The organism is Faecalibacillus intestinalis, from assembly GCF_015097455.1.
GTDB lineage: Bacteria > Bacillota_I > Bacilli_A > Erysipelotrichales > Coprobacillaceae > Faecalibacillus > Faecalibacillus intestinalis.
On record NZ_AP024085.1, the window covers coordinates 1681519 to 1698867 of the forward strand.

21 protein-coding genes are annotated in these 17349 nt (G+C 28.0%); 4 read left to right on the top strand and 17 right to left on the bottom strand.

Going from position 1 to position 17349, the window contains the following annotated elements; translation table 11 throughout:
- Nucleotides 1-152: 152 nt before the first annotated feature.
- From Fi14EGH31_RS09130 to Fi14EGH31_RS09190, 13 genes are all read right to left on the bottom strand, one after another.
- The gene (locus Fi14EGH31_RS09130) at nucleotides 153-902 is read right to left on the bottom strand and encodes an ABC transporter ATP-binding protein (protein ID WP_118346663.1); all 750 of its coding nucleotides are present in this window, start codon (nucleotides 900-902) and stop codon (nucleotides 153-155) included.
- The gene (locus Fi14EGH31_RS09135) at nucleotides 883-2163 is read right to left on the bottom strand and encodes an FtsX-like permease family protein (RefSeq protein WP_118346661.1); all 1281 of its coding nucleotides are present in this window, start codon (nucleotides 2161-2163) and stop codon (nucleotides 883-885) included. The genes Fi14EGH31_RS09130 and Fi14EGH31_RS09135 overlap by 20 nt, the downstream gene beginning before the upstream one ends.
- A 12-nt stretch (nucleotides 2164-2175) precedes the next feature.
- On the bottom strand, nucleotides 2176-2622 hold the full coding sequence (locus Fi14EGH31_RS09140) for a DUF6568 family protein (RefSeq protein ID WP_118346659.1): 447 nt from the start codon (nucleotides 2620-2622) through the stop codon (nucleotides 2176-2178).
- 187 nt (nucleotides 2623-2809) lie between these two features.
- A complete protein-coding gene (locus Fi14EGH31_RS09145; RefSeq protein ID WP_118346657.1) occupies nucleotides 2810-3961 on the bottom strand; it encodes a hypothetical protein in 1152 nt (383 codons plus the stop codon).
- Between the two features lie 133 nt (nucleotides 3962-4094).
- Nucleotides 4095-4868: an HAD-IIB family hydrolase gene (locus Fi14EGH31_RS09150; RefSeq protein ID WP_118346656.1), complete on the bottom strand. Its 774-nt coding sequence runs from the start codon at nucleotides 4866-4868 to the stop codon at nucleotides 4095-4097.
- 1 nt (nucleotide 4869) lies between these two features.
- Nucleotides 4870-5901, bottom strand: a complete 1032-nt coding sequence (locus Fi14EGH31_RS09155; protein WP_200765387.1) for a Gfo/Idh/MocA family oxidoreductase — start codon at nucleotides 5899-5901, stop codon at nucleotides 4870-4872.
- Nucleotides 5891-6868: a Gfo/Idh/MocA family protein gene (locus Fi14EGH31_RS09160; RefSeq protein ID WP_117574853.1), complete on the bottom strand. Its 978-nt coding sequence runs from the start codon at nucleotides 6866-6868 to the stop codon at nucleotides 5891-5893. The genes Fi14EGH31_RS09155 and Fi14EGH31_RS09160 overlap by 11 nt, the downstream gene beginning before the upstream one ends.
- Nucleotides 6868-7788, bottom strand: a complete 921-nt coding sequence (locus Fi14EGH31_RS09165; protein ID WP_118346654.1) for a Gfo/Idh/MocA family protein — start codon at nucleotides 7786-7788, stop codon at nucleotides 6868-6870. The genes Fi14EGH31_RS09160 and Fi14EGH31_RS09165 overlap by 1 nt, the downstream gene beginning before the upstream one ends.
- The gene (locus tag Fi14EGH31_RS09170; protein ID WP_107029052.1) at nucleotides 7785-8519 is read right to left on the bottom strand and encodes an HAD-IIB family hydrolase; all 735 of its coding nucleotides are present in this window, start codon (nucleotides 8517-8519) and stop codon (nucleotides 7785-7787) included. Before Fi14EGH31_RS09170 ends, Fi14EGH31_RS09165 begins: the two co-directional genes overlap by 4 nt.
- Nucleotides 8500-8952, bottom strand: a complete 453-nt coding sequence (locus Fi14EGH31_RS09175) for a heme-binding protein (RefSeq protein ID WP_118346650.1) — start codon at nucleotides 8950-8952, stop codon at nucleotides 8500-8502. The genes Fi14EGH31_RS09170 and Fi14EGH31_RS09175 overlap by 20 nt, the downstream gene beginning before the upstream one ends.
- A gap of 118 nt (nucleotides 8953-9070) precedes the next feature.
- A complete protein-coding gene (locus tag Fi14EGH31_RS09180; RefSeq protein ID WP_200764726.1) occupies nucleotides 9071-9865 on the bottom strand; it encodes a MurR/RpiR family transcriptional regulator in 795 nt (264 codons plus the stop codon).
- Nucleotides 9865-10599 carry an HAD-IIB family hydrolase gene (locus Fi14EGH31_RS09185; protein WP_117863916.1) on the bottom strand — a complete coding sequence of 245 codons (735 nt, stop codon included), beginning with the start codon at nucleotides 10597-10599 and terminating at the stop codon, nucleotides 9865-9867. Before Fi14EGH31_RS09185 ends, Fi14EGH31_RS09180 begins: the two co-directional genes overlap by 1 nt.
- Before the next feature lie 85 nt (nucleotides 10600-10684).
- Nucleotides 10685-11215, bottom strand: a complete 531-nt coding sequence (locus Fi14EGH31_RS09190) for an LOG family protein (RefSeq protein ID WP_022002715.1) — start codon at nucleotides 11213-11215, stop codon at nucleotides 10685-10687.
- Between the two features lie 102 nt (nucleotides 11216-11317).
- Between Fi14EGH31_RS09190 and Fi14EGH31_RS09195 the strand changes: the two genes are divergently transcribed.
- From Fi14EGH31_RS09195 to bilS, 4 genes are read left to right on the top strand one after another with little or no spacing between them, the layout of a single operon-like run.
- On the top strand, nucleotides 11318-12661 hold the full coding sequence (locus Fi14EGH31_RS09195) for an FAD-dependent oxidoreductase (RefSeq protein WP_022002716.1): 1344 nt from the start codon (nucleotides 11318-11320) through the stop codon (nucleotides 12659-12661).
- A 48-nt stretch (nucleotides 12662-12709) separates the two neighbouring features.
- Nucleotides 12710-13603: an ROK family protein gene (locus tag Fi14EGH31_RS09200; RefSeq protein WP_022002717.1), complete on the top strand. Its 894-nt coding sequence runs from the start codon at nucleotides 12710-12712 to the stop codon at nucleotides 13601-13603.
- Between the two features lie 52 nt (nucleotides 13604-13655).
- Nucleotides 13656-13991, top strand: coding sequence for a P-II family nitrogen regulator (locus Fi14EGH31_RS09205; RefSeq protein ID WP_107029047.1), 336 nt, complete (start codon nucleotides 13656-13658; stop codon nucleotides 13989-13991).
- Nucleotides 13992-13994: 3 nt separating this feature from the next.
- On the top strand, nucleotides 13995-14432 hold the full coding sequence (bilS, locus tag Fi14EGH31_RS09210) for a flavodoxin family protein BilS (protein WP_022002719.1): 438 nt from the start codon (nucleotides 13995-13997) through the stop codon (nucleotides 14430-14432).
- Here bilS and Fi14EGH31_RS09215 read toward each other — a convergent pair.
- From Fi14EGH31_RS09215 to Fi14EGH31_RS09230, 4 genes are read right to left on the bottom strand one after another with little or no spacing between them, the layout of a single operon-like run.
- Nucleotides 14422-14982, bottom strand: a complete 561-nt coding sequence (locus Fi14EGH31_RS09215; RefSeq protein WP_107029045.1) for an NUDIX hydrolase — start codon at nucleotides 14980-14982, stop codon at nucleotides 14422-14424. The genes bilS and Fi14EGH31_RS09215 overlap by 11 nt on opposite strands.
- Entirely contained in the window at nucleotides 14963-15727 is a 765-nt protein-coding gene (locus Fi14EGH31_RS09220; protein ID WP_022002721.1) for a MurR/RpiR family transcriptional regulator, read from the bottom strand. Before Fi14EGH31_RS09220 ends, Fi14EGH31_RS09215 begins: the two co-directional genes overlap by 20 nt.
- Nucleotides 15728-15738: 11 nt before the next feature.
- On the bottom strand, nucleotides 15739-16494 hold the full coding sequence (locus tag Fi14EGH31_RS09225) for a MurR/RpiR family transcriptional regulator (RefSeq protein WP_118346648.1): 756 nt from the start codon (nucleotides 16492-16494) through the stop codon (nucleotides 15739-15741).
- Between the two features lie 6 nt (nucleotides 16495-16500).
- Nucleotides 16501-17340, bottom strand: coding sequence for a Cof-type HAD-IIB family hydrolase (locus Fi14EGH31_RS09230; RefSeq protein WP_195932606.1), 840 nt, complete (start codon nucleotides 17338-17340; stop codon nucleotides 16501-16503).
- Between the last annotated feature and the right edge of the window lie 9 nt (nucleotides 17341-17349).

Below are 17349 nucleotides of genomic sequence, written 5' to 3' on the forward strand. Positions count from 1 at the left end.
AAGTAGATTATAACATGTATGAACTCAATATTTGTCCCAAGTTTGTCTCAAATTTGTCTCACAAATGTCTCATTTCTTATACTTATTTTATCTTTCTCTTTTTACTATTTCAATGGACGTTTAGTCCAAAAAAACAGGATTGCTCCTGTTTTCTATAAATGCATTTGTGTTGTTACTTTAACAATATCTTTATAATAATCATCTTGTGTTTTATTAAGACAATCAATTGATAAATCTAAGTGACCATCTTTCATATAATAAACTTTCTTTGAATAAGAAGCCACAAAACTATCATGAGTAACCATAATAATCGTTGTATGTTTTTCTTTATTAATTTTAACAAGATATTCCATCAGTTCTCTAGCATTTAAACTATCAAGATTTCCTGTTGGTTCATCCGCAAAGATGATCTTTGGTTCATTGATCAGTGCCCTCGCAATTGCTGCTCTTTGTTGTTGTCCTCCTGAACATTGAGATGGGTATTTATCAATGATTTCTTCAATATTTAACATTTTTGTAAGTTCATGAAGCCTTTCTAGTTGTGTTTGTTGATTGACTTTATTGAGTCTAGGTGAAAATAAAATATTATTTTTGATTGTTAGTGATTCAATAAGATTATAATTTTGAAAGATAAAACCAATTTCTTCTTTTCTTAATTTTGCTTTCTCTTTTTCCGATAATAAAAGTAAATCTTTTTGATTAAAGAGAATTTGTCCTTTTGTTGCTTCATCAATTGTCGATAAAATGTTAACAAGTGTTGTTTTTCCAGAGCCTGATGCTCCCATAATACAAATAAAATCACCTTTTTCTACTTTAAAGTCTAACCCATTTAAAGCCACCTTAGGATGAACACCATAAGGATTATAAACTTTCTTTAAATTTCTAATTTCCATGTAACTCATAATTTTGACCTCTTTTCTTTAAATAAACAATGAACTCAGCCATTCCATAAGGAACAATAAATTCAAGTAGAACAATACCAACAAGTCCTAAATCAATCGATGCACGAATTAAAAACGTACAAGCAATACTTAAAATATAAATACCAGCAAAGATCCATAAAACAAAGTAAAAGCCATTTCCTTCTTTATAAGAAATCTTCTTAACTTCTTTATTTGTAAGTCCCATCTTACATAAGTTTTTAAAATGTTCTTTCTTTTCTAAAGCATCAATATCAAAACGACTAACAACACTTAAACATAAAACAAAATTAATTAAAACAGCTCCTATGTGTAAGGCAATATGCAACATCTTCATATGAATTGATGAGAAAATAAATGTTGGTATTAAAATTACAGCTAACATAATAAAGACAATTAATAGTTTGCTTTGTTGCATAAATAGAGCCAAATCACCTAAAACAATCGTATCTTCGCCTTTTAGATTCAATGAATCAACCATTTCATTTAAAGTATGAGGAATAAAGTAATAGAACAAACCATAAGCACTAATAGCCCCAATACAAGAAGCAATCGCAAATCCTGCATCTAATTCTTCTCCTACATACATCGCATAAAGTCCTAAGAAATAACCTAAGATATAAATATAATCAGGAATGATAAAGACACGATGATCTTCTTTTTGTGTTGTAATATATTTATCTTTAATAAGTGATGATAATGAATTATTGTTGATGTAATTGATTTGCATAGCAATTAAAACAACTAAAATACAAACAACTAAAATTCCTAACATCTTAAACAACTTAAAGTTAAAATAGAAAACACTTTGATAAATGTGACAATAACGATAAACAATCGTTAAAAAGATGGGTGTTGTCACGAATGATAAACAACACGTTATCACAATTGAAATAACCATAACCATCATCATTTGAATCAATTGATAAAGCACTACTTTACCTTGATTAAATCCTGCCATTTTAAGCATTCCTATTTCTCTAGCATGAAGTTTCATATAATAATTACATGAATAACAAATTAACGAAACACAGACCATTAAAATGAATAATCCCATCAGCATAATGCAGAAAGATTCACTAAAATCAAGCATATCATCATAGGTTACCTTTCTAGCAAGATAAGGATTTACAATAAAATGTAAAAACAATAAACAAATACCCAGTGTTGTAACAATAGAAATAATTAAACCATAAGTCTTTTTTCTTTCCGTCCACAACATTTCTAATGCAAACTTCAACATAACTTTCACCTACTATTCTAATGCTTTTTTAATATCACTTGCTTTGTAATAAACATGATCAATCTTTTTGTTTTCTACATGAATGAGCATTGGTACTTGTTTTACTGTGATATCTTTATAATCTGTAACATTTTTATAATCAAAATTCTTTCCTGCTTTTAATGTAGTATCTTCAATATTGAAAAAATAAAGATTTGAATGTCCGCTTAAAGTTTTCTTGATATCATCATTTACTTCTTCACATTGTTCATTTCCTGTTTCATAGAAGTATACAAAATACGTATCATTTTCAGAATTATTTAATAGATTCTTTTCTTCTATATGTTGATATCTAAACCCTACATCTTTAGGATTTCCAAACGGATCTTCTGGTTTCCTCAACATATTTACAGCTACCACAATTACAAGTCCAATAATACAAATTCCTAACATTTTTAAAGTCTTTTTACTCTTTTCCATAAGTCTTTTCCTCCCTTGACACCTTTACCATAGACTATAGAGCCACTTTATACTCAAGCATTTTTTGAAATATTTTCTATATTTCCTCTCTACACTTATTATTTTATTTATTTTTCCTACATTTAATATCTTTCTGGAATGGAAGTGACTTTTATGGCACGAAAATAAAAAAGCAGGTCATTTGAACCTACTTCATTGATTGAATGCTTTTAAAAATGCAAATATTATCATCTTGAGTATTTTTATATTGAGCATCTAAATGTTGTGCTAGTTGTTTAATTGAATTATCTATTTTTAGTTCTATATTTTTTGATGTTAATATTTCTATAATATTAAATTCCTGTTTTTCATAAACATTGATTGTAATCTGTGTAACCTTCGGCTTAAACATGTTAATCATTTTAATTAAGTATTCTACATATTCTCTATCTAAATAATAATCTGAATGAGATATATTAATTGATGTATGAACATCTATACCATTACTACTTAAATCATTGATTTTTTGATTCATAAAATAATCAAAATAAGGATTATCAGTATTAATAATGGCTTTAAATTTTCCAAAGTTACGAATATACTGATCTATCAATTCAATATTTTCATCATACTTTTTATTCTCTTCATTTATTTTAACTTGCATCAAAATATATCTTAAATTATGTTCTAATCGATAAATATCCTCAGCCATTTTAGAAAGTACTTTTTCATTTTCTTTCTTATATCTTATTTCTTCATTTTTTAAACGAATACACGTCGATTCTTCGTTTTCTTCCAAAATTTTTTCATAGATATTAAGAATTAATATTATAGCTATAAAAATCAAAGCTGTACAAAATAAGTTTACAAGCGTATCAACATTATCAAAAACATAACTTGTAACCAAAATATATGCAACAATAAATAATATTGAAATAACTATTATTAATGTTAGCCATCTTTTAGAATTTAATTGACTTTTATAAGATGTTTTTTTCTTTAAAAAAGCAAGTACAGCTATTAAATACAATATCTTAGATAAGACAGTCATAGCAGGCATTTGAATAAATTGAGTGCCTATAAAATAATTCGCAATTCGACCAATAATCAAAGAAACAACATTACAAACAATATCTATAACTAATGATAAAAAACATATGATAATACTTTCAATTCTTATTTTTTCACCAAACATTTTTAAACAAACAATCAAAACACTTGTTACAATAATTAAAAGTGCACTACTCTCATTAATAAAAGAATTACACAATGTTATTGAGGTAAAATCAATTAAAATAAACAACCATAATTTTTCTATAAAAGAACTTGTTGAACTTACACATTTATCAACATCTACCATTTCTCATCGTATTGGTATTTTAGAAAAAAATAACTATATAATTAGAAATAAAACAGGAAGACAAATCTCTTTTTCATTCAATTTAAATGCATTATAAAAGACAAGTCACTGCACATAGCGACTTGTCTTTTAGTTAAAACCATTTCATCTTTTCACAGATATGATAAATACCATCATCAACATTGTTATCAGTGATATAGGTTGCTTTTTCCTTTAAAGCATCACAAGCATTCCCCATAGCAACACATGTCCATAAGTCTTTATCAAACATATCTAGATCATTATAATCATCACCAAAGACGACAACATCTTGTAAAGGAGCATGGAGAATTTCCATCATCTTTAAGATACCGCCTTTTTTATTATCAGGTTGGAACATTAGATATTCTTTTTCAAATCTTAAGGAACCAAGTTGATCTTTGTTTTTAAAAGAAGCTTCTTCTTTTTCATCTAAAGCAAGATAGATTTTATAAAAGTTATCAACTTGTTTATAATCAAATTCCTTATCAAGAATATACGTTGTCGGTTCTTTACGATAACCTACTTGTTGAATAAATAAATCATTTTCCCCATAAACTTCTTGACTATCATTAATAGCAACTAAATACCCAATTCCTTTTTCTTTAGCTTCTTCTATGATTTTTAAAGCTCCTTGTTTATCTAAAGGAATATTTTCAACCAGTTTTCCATCAAGAACAATCCCATTACCCCCATTACAAACCATATGTTCAAAATTAAACTCTAATCTAGCTTTTTCCGCTTTATAATGCGCTCTTCCCGTATTTAAACAAACAAAATGTCCTGCTTGTTTTAGCTTTTCTAATGCAATCTTGGCACTTGGTACAATTTGATGTGTTTTTAAATCTGTAAGTGTACCATCAATATCAAAGAAAAAATATTTTTTCATACTATTTTAAATCCTTTACTCCTGTTTCTAACATTTCCATTTGTAGAATTGTTTGCCATGGTTGGATGACTTGTTCCTTACCATAAACAATACTATCATAGATACCATCATACACACGTGCATAGTCGCCGTCAACTGTTGGAACTTTTTCTTCATGATAAATGCCTTCATCATCATAATAAGTAAGAGTTCCATAATGTTCAGGAAGATCTTTTCCAAAATCACTATTAGTAGGCATATGGAAAAGTTTTAAATGTTCTTCTTGTCGATCTTTACTATATTTTTCAAACATTCCTTTTTTACCATAAACGATAAAAGAAGGTCTTGATTTTACTCTAAAGTAACTTGATTTAACGGATACTTTTAATGTTCCATAATAAAGATCAAGATCAAAATAATCATTCATACGCCCTGTTCCTAAAAGTTGTCTTACATCATAGTGAATATCATTTGGTTTACCAAAATATGAAATGACTTGATCTAAAGTGTGACATCCATGTCCATAAAGATAAGACATTGCTGGATCAAAATGATCTACACTTTCAGGAATTTCAGGACGATAGTAATCAAAATGCATTTCAAGTTCTAATAAATCCCCTAATTTCCCTGATTCAATCACTTTTTGTACTGTTAAAAAATCACTATCATATCTTCTATTTTGATAAGCAGAACAATAAAGTCCTTTTTCTTTAGCTAAAGCAAAGACTTCTTTAGCTTGCTGACTATTTTCCATAAAAGGCTTTTCACATAAACAATGTTTATTATGTTCAAGTGCTTTTTTAGTATATTCATAATGATAATGATGAGCTGTACAAACAACCACCATATCAATTTCATCATCTAAGAAAATATCATCTTGATTTTCTGTATAGTTAATACCTTCTATTTTATCCCATACATCATGATGAATATGAGGATTATAAATCGTTTTAACTATAAACTTATCTTTTCTTTGTAAGACAAATGGTAAATGATAACGGTTGGTACTTTTACCATTTCCTATATATCCTAAAACAATTTTATTATTTATCATTATCAAACACAATCCCTTCTTGCATTCTACCTTCTTCCATTAATTTAGAAATCAATAAAGAAAGTTCTAACATTTCTTGTTGTTTTTTATAATCTTTTTCTTCCATCATTTTCATAAATGCTTTAAATTCATAAATTAAACGATGTTTCTTTTCAAAAGATTTTACTTCACTTGTCCCATCGTTATAACAGATTTCATATTCTGTCATTTGACTTAATGGACATTTAACAACGATTGCTCCTAAGTTTCCTTGAATCGTATTCATTAAAGGCGCTTTACAATCTTTAGCCCCAATACATAAAGCTTTAAAATGTTCAAAATCAAACAACATCATCCCACTTGTATCAATATTTCTTTCAATATTTGCCATATATTTATGATAAACAGGTTTACCAAATAAATCGATTAAAGCATGAATATTATAAACATTTAAATCCATTAAAGCACCACCAGCTTTATGAAAGTCAAAGGCTGGTAAAATTGTTCCTTCTTTAAAAGCATTATATCTTGATGAATATTGCGAATAGTTAAATGAAACAATTTTAATATCTCCTAATTTTTTTAAATCTTCTTTTAATGAAAGAAAAGCAGGTATGTAATGTAAATTCATAGCTTCAAAAATCATTAAATTCTTTTTATTGGCTGTTTCAATTAAATCTTCTAATTCTTTACTATTCGCTGTAATTGGTTTTTCAATAATGACATTTTTATCATTTTCTAAAGCTTTTTTTGAAAACTCATAGTGTAGATGATTAGGTAAAGCACAATAAATTGTATCAACATCACTTTGAAGTAATTCATCATAATCTGTATAAACTTTATCTAAATGATATTTTTTCATAAGTTCTAATGCTTGTGATTTTGATTTTTTTGTTGAAAAAAGATAAGTCTTTTCAACACCTAGCTCGTGATACATGGTAAGAACATCTTTAACAATCATTCCTGTTCCTAAAATTCCTAGTTTCATTATTTTGCTTCCTCTCTTATTCTTTCAATTGTTTCTTGTAATTTTTTTGAATCTTGTAATGTATGTGTTGATTGATTATGATTAATCAAAGCTTGTATTTCTAAAGTCATATCGTCTCCTTCAATTGGATATGTTTTTTGCATAACTTCATTTTCTAAATGAATTGTATATTCAACCACACGATTAAACATTGGAACATAGATTTCTCCCTTTTCTCCTTTAATTAAAGCATAACGTTCTTTATTATAATTAATTGAACCTTCTACTTTTCCTTGAACTTCATTTTTAAAATTTAAAGTTGCTTTAAAATTCATTTCAATCTCATTTTCTTTTTCAATATGAGATTCAACACTTTCAACTGGTGCATCCACTAAAGCAAGGACAAAACCAACGACATAACTTCCTACATCATTTAAAGCCCCACCTTGTTTTGGATCAAACAAGTAAGAATCTTTTTTATCTGTCCCATCAAAACAAAAGTTTGCTTCAATTGATTTTAATTTTCCAATCAGTTTTAAATCTTCTTTTAAATGATTAAAACCATTATTAAACTTTGTTTTAAAAGCTTCTAAACAATAGCCTTGATATTCTTTAACATATTGATTAATTTCATCAATATCTTCACTTTTTAAAACAAGTGGTTTTTCACATAAAACCGCTTTATGATGTTTAATGGCTTCTATAATCCATTTTTTATGTTCATAGTGAGGTACTGCAATATAAACGGCTTCAATATCATCATCTTTTAATATTTCTTCATAATCACGATAAAGTTTAACTAAAGGATGACTTTGTAAGTAACTATCGTTTTCATCTAAAGAATGTGAGGCAATGGCATGCACTCTTCCCCCACTTGTATAAGTAATACTTTTAACAAACTTACGCGCTATGTTTCCATAACCTATAATTCCAAAATTCATTTTTCTACCTCCAATAACGCTATTGCTTCTGCAATATCATTAACACAATAATGTACTTGTTTTTTTATTTCTTGAGGGGATGTTTTAAAAGTAAAGGCTGTATCTACGACGTTCAACATCGGTAAATCATTATAGGAATCCCCTATTCCTGCTATCTTTTCTAATCGGTAATGATCTTTAATGATTTTAATTCCCGTTCCTTTAGAACATCCTTTTCTTACAATATCAACAGAGTTTCTATTTTGAAAACCTTCGATTTCATGATATTTTTGATTAATTTCAAAACATGCTTTCTTAGTCGTTTTGTCATCTTTAAAAATAAGCGATATACCATAGATGATTTCATGCTCTACTTCTTTAAAAGAAGAAATGACTTTTAATTTAGGATTATAATCTTCTTTAAGGGTTGTATAAAAAACATCTGCATTTCCTGTTTGTAAGATGATTTGTGCATGTTGATGATATTCATTAAAGATTTGTTGAACGATTTCTTTTTTCATTGGAAAATCTTGAATGATATTTAAATCTTTATCTAAGATTTCTGCTCCTGAAGAAAGAATATAAAAATCTAATTTTAGCTTTTCTAAATCAAACAGGGCACATCGAGGTCTTCCACTACATACTCCAAAAAGATGTTCTTTTTGATACTTTTCAATAGCCTTTCTATCTTGTTTTTTTATTTGTTGATTAAAAACAAGTGTGCCATCTATATCACTTGCAAGTGCCTTCATCTTTTATTTTCCTTAAGCAATCAACAATGACTTGATGATCTTCATCATGGACGAGCCCTGAAACAAGAATGCTTCCTCTTAATTCACCACGAATAATTAAAGGAAAACCTCCCCCACAAATAACAAGACTTTCATCTTTTTCATCTTCTTGATACGTTCCATTTTCTTCATTTTCTAAATAGATGTAATAACTACTATGTACATATTTTTCAACTGTTTTTTGTTTACGATCAAGCCAAATGACTCCTTTTTTACCATCCATTAAATATTGAAAAACAATATCTTTATCTAAAACAATACGGATTCTAACATTTTTTAAATGATTCTTTTCAATATGATCTACAATGATTTGTCCTAATTGATAGGCATCATGATTATTGAATTCTTGAAAAGAAAGTTCTTTTTCTAATTGTAAGACTTCTTCTTTTGTCATCTCTTTCACCTCAATTTTGTTATAACATATCTTCTTTCTCTTTTTAAGAGATGCATCTCATTATGGAAATAAGGTTCAAGGTAAATGAAAAAAAGCTCAGTTAAACTGAACTTTTGGTTCACTTATTTTTAAGATGATAAATAAGCGCATGTAAATTATTTAAGATGTACATAAAGGCAAGTTGAGAATAGAAAGTTGCAATTTTATTTTGTTTTTCATAGTCAGGAATCATAATCTGATATTGACTATAAACAACAAGTGGACTTTGAGGATTAGCAGTAACCAAAGCTGTTTGAATTCCTTTTTGATTTAAGATTTTCATACATTCTAAAAGGGATGTATTTTCTCCACTATAAGAGATAAACAAAGCAAAATCTCCTGGCTGTAATTGTTTGGAAATATAGATTTCTTCCCCATATTGAGTTGCTAAGACAGGAAATAAATTAAGCTTTGCTAGTTTATTAATAAAGTTTGCTGCTGTTATTTGGCTATCGCCATAACCATAAATAAAAACTCTTTTCTTTTGTACCATCAATGTTGCTATTTTATTTAAGGTCTCAATAGATAAATGATGATAGACTTGTTGAATACTTTCTTGATAAAGAGAAAACATGTTTTGAATGATTTGTTCACTTGTTTCATTAACTTGAAATGGGATTGTATAGTCTACTTGACTGACCATATATTTATTAGCTTCAAGTTCCTGTAATAAAGCCAATTTAAATTGTCGATACCCTTGATAGCCTACTTTATGACATAAACGAATAATCGTGGCATTTGAAGTATAGCTCTTTTTTGCTAGATCATTGATTGAAAGTAAAGTTAAATCTTCTAAATGATCTAATAAATAATCAATGACTTGTTGTTCTGATTCAGTATAATGATTTTCTTTAAGTTGTTGTAATATTTTCATTATTCTTTCATTAAAATATCAAGCGCTTCTTCCACACTATCAACTACATCATCAACAATCGATGTTAAACTTTCTGGTGATGTTGGAAAAGTAAAAGAATGATCCACGGTTTCTAACATAGGAATGTCATTATACGAGTCCCCAATTCCGGCAACTTCCTCTAAATGCAGTAATTCTTTTAATTTTAAAATTCCTAAACCTTTAGAACATCCTTTTTCAGTAATATCAATATATTCTTTATTTTGATGTGCTGTTAATTCAGGAAAATGTTCTTCAATATCAAGACATACTTTTCTCGCGTTTCCATCCGTTTTCGCATTCATGGATAAACCATAAATATCTCCTTCTACTTCATCTAAAGAAGTAATAACTTGTCTAACCATTGAACCTAAGTCTTCTTTTAAAAATGTATAAATTTGCATATTAGCTTGAATAAAAATATCATAATTTTTTTGATAACGATCATAAAATTTATGTAATAAATGTTTAGAAATCGTACTTTTATAAATAACTTCTCTTTCTTTATTGAGTACAAGTGCTCCTGTACATAAAATATAGAAATCAAAATCAATATAAGGCTTACAAAATTCGTAAATACCTTTAAAAGGTCTTCCACTACATAAACCAAATAAGTTGCCTACTTTTTGAAATTCCTTGATTTTCTTTAAATCCCCTTCTTTAAACTTTTCATTAAATAATAATGTTCCATCATAATCACTTGCTAGTACTTTCATAATAATCCTCCAATGCCTTTATTGTAGTTGATTTTGTAAAAAAAGAAAATCATTTTCATCGATTTTCTTTTTTAGAAACATCTTCTTATTTTAATATTTCTTTTATTCCCTCTAAATTTTCCACAAAATAAATACCTTCTTGTTTTTCCTTAGATGATAAATCAAAAGCAATCATCTTATTTAAAAGTTTCTTTAAATCATCATAATATTCATTTAAATTATAAAGCATACAAGGTGTTTTTAAATGTTTCAATGAGACTTTAGACATAACTTCTGTAATCTCTTCTAACGTTCCTGTTCCTCCTGGAAAAGCAATAAACGCATCTCCTAATTCAATCATCTTTGCCTTTCTTTCACTCATATCTTGCGTCACAATTAATTGAGTTATTTCAGGATAATCAAAACCAGCATCAATGAAAAACTGTGGTTCAACTCCTATGACTTTTCCTTTTGCCTTTAATACACTTTCAGCCAATTCTCCCATTAAGCCACATTTAGAACCTCCATAAACAAGTGTATGTCCATTTTCACCAATCCACTTACCAAGTTCTCTTGATGCTAAAATAAGGTTTTGATCATTTCCATTACTTGCCCCTAAATAAACTGTTATATTCATGTATACCTCCAAAATTTATAAATCTTTTTTATCCTTTTGGCTTATTATATCATTTTCTGTATAAAAAATGCGTTTTTGTTTCATAATAAAGCAGGTGATTTTATGAATGAATCTTATTGGCAAAAGACAAGTCAACATCCTTGTTTTAAACAATTAAATAAAGATATAAAAACCGATATTCTTATTATTGGTGGTGGTCTATCCGGCATTTCATGCGCTTATCAATTAAAAGAAACAGATAAACAAATAACTGTTGTTGAAAAGGATCTTTTAGGTTGTCATACCAGTGGATGTACAACGGCTAAAATTACTCTTTTACAAGATCTTATTTATCAAAAACTTGTTAAACATTATAATATTGAAACAGCTTATCTATACTATCAAAGTCAAAAAGAAGCAATAAAAGGTATTAAAGATTTAATTGAAAAAGAAAAAATTGATTGTTGTTTAAAAGAATGTACGATGTCTTTATATACTGATAATTTAAAAAATGTTGAAAAACTTGAAAAAGAACAACATTATTTACAATTCTTTGGTGAAACTGTTTTTGACAATCAAAAACATTTAAAAACAATCAGTTTGCATCATCAATATATCTTTCATCCTTTAAAATATCTCTATCATCTTGTGAAATGTTGTCAAAAGAAAAATGTTCAATTTTATGAACATAGTCGTGTTGATAAAATTATAAAAAGAAAAAACGATTTTCTTGTCTATGTACAAGGACATCGTATTATCTGCCAAGATCTCATTCATGCCTCGCGTTATCCTTTTATAAAAAAAGGTTTCTACTTTTTAAAAATGTTTCAATCTTTAGAAAGTATTGATTTAAAACAAAGAACAGGAAATCAATGTACCCTCTCTATCGATCTTACAGAAAGTTATCGTCCTTTAAAGAATCATGCTTTAGTTATTAATTCTAAGAGTAAAGATTGGTTTGCACAAGATACGATTCCCTTAAGAGGTATTCCTTACATGGGGCGTTATAAAGAACATGAATATTTTATTTATGGTTTTCAAAAATGGGGTATGACAAATTCTTTTTTAGCATCTAAAATCATTAAAGATCTTTATTTAAATAACGATAATGCCTATCTCTCCTTATTTTCATGTCATTATTATTCTTTAAGTTATTCTAAAATATATTTGAAACAAATGCTTCATCATCTTTATCTTGGTTATGTCAAATTTCATTTTCATACCAAGAAAAATTTACAAAGAGGTCAAGGAGGATTAATGAAAATCAATCATAAACTCTATGCTGTTTATTTAGATAAGCAAGGTATTTATCATTATTTTTCTCCCTACTGTCCTCATTTAAAAGGTCTACTTTCTTTTGATGAAAAACATCAAATATGGCATTGTCCCTGTCATCAATCTATTTTTGATTGTTATGGAAAACTTATTGAAGGACCTTGTTTAAAAGATATGAATAAACAAAAATGATACCCATTTCATTCCTTCTATTATATAATAATATATGGGAGGAAGTTTATGAAAACATATTTAACATTAGATGTTGGTGGCAGTGCCATCAAGTATGCGTTAATGCAAGAAGATTTAACTATTTTAGAAAAATCAAGTGTACCAACTCCTATGGATACCCTTGAAAACTTTATTGAAACAATTGGAAAAATCTATGATCAATTTCAAGATCAAATCAATGGTATGGCCCTTTCTATGCCTGGTATCATTGATCCTGAAAGAGGCTATCAATATACTGGTGGTGCTTTACGTTATATTGATAAATTAGAAACTGTAGAAGTTTTAAAGAAGCGTTGTCCAACAAATATTACAATTGGTAATGACGCTAAATGTGCTGCTAATGCGGAAATTGGTTTTGGAAATCTCCAAGATATTCAAGATGGCGCTGTGGTTATTTTAGGAACTGGGATTGGTGGATGTTTGATTAAAGATCATAAAGTTCATACAGGAAAACATTTTTCAGCGGGTGAATTTTCTTTTATTAAGACCAATAATCTAGACCCTATTAGTTGGAATCATGCTTGGAGTACGAGAAATGGTATTTCTGGGTTATTACAACGTGTTCAAGAAGCCCTTGAAACAGACAAAGAATATACTGGAATTGAAATCTTTGAAATGGCTAATAAGGGTAATGAAAAAGTCATTAAAGGAATCGATGCTTTTGCTAAGGAAGTCGCAACTCAAATCTTTAATGTACACATTATTTTTGATTGTGAAAAGGTGGCTATTGGTGGCGGTATTTCTGCTCAACCTTTATTAATTGAATTGATTAATAAAAATTTAGATGAAATCTATGAACATTTAGGTTTTGATGTTTATCATCCTGAAATTGTTGCTTGTAAATTTAGAAACGATGCAAATTTAATTGGTGCTCTTTATCAGCATATTCAAACTTTTAAATAATTCTTTTTCAAAAAGAAAAATAAGTGTAAAATAAGATTAAGAGGTGACCATGATGCAAGTTGTATTTGTTGTTTTACATAAAACAGAACTATTACAAGATTTATTAACTAAACTAAAAAAAGCAGGAGTAAGTGGTGGAACAATCATTGATTCTCAAGGAATGATTTCTTATATTCAAGAAAGTGATGAAAGTTATATTTTAGGTTCATTGAGACTTTTTCTTGAACAAGCTCGTCCTGATAGTAAAACAATGTTTTTCATTATTAAAGACGAACAAGTTGATCTTGTTTTTGAAACCATTGATAAAGCTTTAGGTGGTTTAGAAAATCATAACACAGGTATTGCTTTTGCTATGCCAATTACAAGAGTAGAAGGAGTTGTTAAATAAAATATGTTGATTTATTTTAGTCAAACAGGTAATACCCAACTTTTAGCTCAAGCTATTAAAAAGAATGTTGAAAATTCAGATATTATCTATGTAGGATTTTGGACTGATAAAGGTAACGCTAGTAAAGAAGCTTTAGATTATTTAAAAACATTACATCATCAAAAGATTTTCTTATTTGGTACCGCTGGTTTTGGTAAAAGCGATAATTATTTTAAAAAAATCATTGATAAAGTTAAAGAAAGTATTGATGAAAGTAATGAAGTTATAGGAAGCTTTATGTGCCAAGGAAAGATGCCTGAAACTGTCTTACAAAGATATTTAAAGTTAAAAGAAGGAAATCATGCTCCAGATAATATAAATTTATTAATTGATAATTATTATGAAGCACTCAAGCATCCAAATAATGATGATATTGAGAATCTAAAAAAGGCTATCGCTTAAGATAGTCTTTTACTTTACTATTAAGTTTAGAATAAATATTTTCAACAAACCATGGTTCGGTAGATGCTTTTAAAGCATCTTCAAAACTAAACCATCGAAGTCCCTTATTTTCATCTTCTTTAATCTTTAACTCATCTTGATCATTTGCTTCCATTAAATAAGTCACATTATAATGAAGATGACTTGAAACATATTTTCCTCTTTTAACATGTCCATCTACTGTTAATACTTCTAAAGAAAATAAATCATCACTCATAAATGATACATTTTCTAATCCACTTTCCTCTTGTACTTCCTTTAAAGCAACTTTTTTAAAATTCTTCTCACCATCTACGTGTCCACCTAACCAAGACCAAGAATTATAAACTTTATGATAGCACATTAAAACCTTATTATGATTTTGATTTAAAACCCAACAAGAAACTGTAAAATGCCCTACTTCATTTTCTCTTGTCAAAACATCTTTTTGTTTAAGAACTTTTAATAAAAGTTCCTTGTCTTTTGCTTCTTGTTCATTATAAGGTTGATAATTAGTGATTTGTTGGTACATTTTCAATATATTTTTGATAATACATCACGCGTATTAAATCAAAAATTGTCATTATTTGATAATTGAAATTAATGCCATCAAATCTTCCTGGTACTTGAATTGTATCAGTTGTGAGTTTCTTTCTTGCATAGGTTGGATTTTGAGTAACAAGTAAAGAAGTTGTATTTTGTAAAGAGAGATTTGTTCGCGTATACATAAAACCTTCTAATGATCTTCCTGATGAAGAAATAAAGATAACATAGTCATTTTCATTAAAAATCATATCTTTATCATACGTATGATATTGGAGTACTGTTTTACCAAAAGAAATCATATCTGTTTGAAATTCAACGGCAATAGACATCGGGTAAAGAGCACCTACTAAAATTACACGTTTTGAATCATGAATTTTTGTACATACTTCTTCAATTTTCTTTAAGAAAGCTTCATTATCATTAGAAACTTTAATACGTTCAACATATGAAGAAACATGTATATTTTTCATACGTTCTTGAATTTGTTCAAAACGTACTTGTTTATGTCGTTGATAAATTTCTATAAAAGAAAGATAATTATCAAAACCTAAGTATTTTAAAAAGTTTAAAATACTTTCAGGTGTTGTTTGTAATTCACCAGCAATATCTTCAATCGTATAACTGTCAAAATCTTGATAATGAAGGATAAAGAATACACAAAAACGATAAGCGTCATCTAAAAATAATGTTCCATTTAAATATTTTAATATTCTAGAAAGTAGTATATTCATAAGCCCCTCCTTTAAATAAAATGATATTTTTTATAATAAGTAACACGCATAATATCAAAGATTGACATCAAGCGATAGTTAAAATCAATACTATCATATCTTGAACTTGCTACATATATCACACGTTCTTCGCCAATTTGACTTTTATACTTTTTATTTTGGGTAATAAGTAAGAATTGTGAACGATTAATATCAAAACCTTGATGTTGCTCCATAAACGCATCATAAGCTCTTCCTGTTGCTGAAACAAAAATGACATAATCATCTTTATTTAAGATAAGTTGATTATCAAAAGAATGATATTGGAAAACTGGTTTTCCAAAAGTAATCAAATCTGTTTGAAATTCAACAGCAATCGATATTGGATAAAGTGCCCCAATAATAACCACTCTTTTAGAAGCAGAAATATCATGACAAATATGATCCAAATCACAAATAAATTTATCTTGATCATCACATAAATGAATTTGTTTAAATAAATCATCCATCTTTAATCCTAACATTCTTGAACGAATTTGATCTTGTCTTAAAATAACATCCGCATAAAGTTGATCTTGAAAAGAAGCATAGTCATCAAATCCTAAATGTTTTAAGAAGTTTAAAATTGCTTCTTGAGAAATTTTTGATTTTTCAACCACTTCTTCTAAAGTCATTTTATAAAAATCTATATAGTTTTCAATAAAGAATACACAAAAACGATAATTATCATCTAAAAACAATGTTCCATTAAAGTATTCAAGTATTCTTGCTAGAAGTACATTTCCCATACGTACCTATCCTTTCTTTATTAAACCTAGTTTTTCAAGACTTAAAGCTATCCCATCTTGATCTGGATCAATAAAAGTATCATAAGAAATATCTAATAATTTTTCTTTAGCACCTTCAAAAACAATTCCTTTATTTACTTTTTCTATCATTTGATAGTCATTCATACTATCTCCAAATGCAATCGTATCTTCCATACTTGCATGATAATAATCGATCACTCTTTCAATAGCATCTGCTTTTGTACAATTCTTTGAAATAATTTCCCCATTAATAAAATCATCTTCTGGATTTGAAAATAAAACCACATTAAAATCTTTACTTAAATGAGGAACTGTATCAAGCAATGCATATTTATCATATGCAATAAAAACAATTTTAGTCACTTTATCTTTACCAGGATTATATTCTGTAATTGGTTTAAAAGCTTGATTTCTTTTTTCAAAGAAACGTGCAAGTTCTGGATTGGCTTGTGTATCTTTGATTTGTCTTCTTTCCATATATTCTCTAGCATAACCTGATTGAAAAAGTTCATCTTTGGTTTCAAGTGTAAAACCTACCTGCGCATTAGAAAATAAAACAATGGCTTGTTGAAGACGTTTACTATCTAAAAAGTTTTCATAAATATATTTTCCATCAATTTGAATAAAGCTTCCAGCCGCTGAAATCACTCCATCAAAGCCAACATCTAAAATGTCTTGAGTAATTGAAACAGGCGCTCTTCCTGTACATAAGAAAGCTTTATGTCCATTTTCTCTTAGCTTACAAATGGCTTCTCTATTTCTTTTAGTAATCTCTCTACTTTTACCACGAATTGTTCCATCAATATCAAAAAATACATATTTCATTGTGCTTAC

Coding starts and splice junctions, on each gene's coding strand:
- Fi14EGH31_RS09130 (WP_118346663.1), bottom strand. CDS start 902: ATGAGTTACATGGAAATTAGAAATTTAAAGAAAGTTTATAATCCTTAT.
- Fi14EGH31_RS09135 (WP_118346661.1), bottom strand. CDS start 2,163: ATGTTGAAGTTTGCATTAGAAATGTTGTGGACGGAAAGAAAAAAGACT.
- Fi14EGH31_RS09140 (WP_118346659.1), bottom strand. CDS start 2,622: ATGGAAAAGAGTAAAAAGACTTTAAAAATGTTAGGAATTTGTATTATT.
- Fi14EGH31_RS09145 (WP_118346657.1), bottom strand. CDS start 3,961: ATGGTAGATGTTGATAAATGTGTAAGTTCAACAAGTTCTTTTATAGAA.
- Fi14EGH31_RS09150 (WP_118346656.1), bottom strand. CDS start 4,868: ATGAAAAAATATTTTTTCTTTGATATTGATGGTACACTTACAGATTTA.
- Fi14EGH31_RS09155 (WP_200765387.1), bottom strand. CDS start 5,901: ATGATAAATAATAAAATTGTTTTAGGATATATAGGAAATGGTAAAAGT.
- Fi14EGH31_RS09160 (WP_117574853.1), bottom strand. CDS start 6,868: ATGAAACTAGGAATTTTAGGAACAGGAATGATTGTTAAAGATGTTCTT.
- Fi14EGH31_RS09165 (WP_118346654.1), bottom strand. CDS start 7,788: ATGAATTTTGGAATTATAGGTTATGGAAACATAGCGCGTAAGTTTGTT.
- Fi14EGH31_RS09170 (WP_107029052.1), bottom strand. CDS start 8,519: ATGAAGGCACTTGCAAGTGATATAGATGGCACACTTGTTTTTAATCAA.
- Fi14EGH31_RS09175 (WP_118346650.1), bottom strand. CDS start 8,952: ATGACAAAAGAAGAAGTCTTACAATTAGAAAAAGAACTTTCTTTTCAA.
- Fi14EGH31_RS09180 (WP_200764726.1), bottom strand. CDS start 9,865: ATGAAAATATTACAACAACTTAAAGAAAATCATTATACTGAATCAGAA.
- Fi14EGH31_RS09185 (WP_117863916.1), bottom strand. CDS start 10,599: ATGAAAGTACTAGCAAGTGATTATGATGGAACATTATTATTTAATGAA.
- Fi14EGH31_RS09190 (WP_022002715.1), bottom strand. CDS start 11,215: ATGAATATAACAGTTTATTTAGGGGCAAGTAATGGAAATGATCAAAAC.
- Fi14EGH31_RS09195 (WP_022002716.1), top strand. CDS start 11,318: ATGAATGAATCTTATTGGCAAAAGACAAGTCAACATCCTTGTTTTAAA.
- Fi14EGH31_RS09200 (WP_022002717.1), top strand. CDS start 12,710: ATGAAAACATATTTAACATTAGATGTTGGTGGCAGTGCCATCAAGTAT.
- Fi14EGH31_RS09205 (WP_107029047.1), top strand. CDS start 13,656: ATGCAAGTTGTATTTGTTGTTTTACATAAAACAGAACTATTACAAGAT.
- bilS (WP_022002719.1), top strand. CDS start 13,995: ATGTTGATTTATTTTAGTCAAACAGGTAATACCCAACTTTTAGCTCAA.
- Fi14EGH31_RS09215 (WP_107029045.1), bottom strand. CDS start 14,982: ATGTACCAACAAATCACTAATTATCAACCTTATAATGAACAAGAAGCA.
- Fi14EGH31_RS09220 (WP_022002721.1), bottom strand. CDS start 15,727: ATGAATATACTACTTTCTAGAATATTAAAATATTTAAATGGAACATTA.
- Fi14EGH31_RS09225 (WP_118346648.1), bottom strand. CDS start 16,494: ATGGGAAATGTACTTCTAGCAAGAATACTTGAATACTTTAATGGAACA.
- Fi14EGH31_RS09230 (WP_195932606.1), bottom strand. CDS start 17,340: ATGAAATATGTATTTTTTGATATTGATGGAACAATTCGTGGTAAAAGT.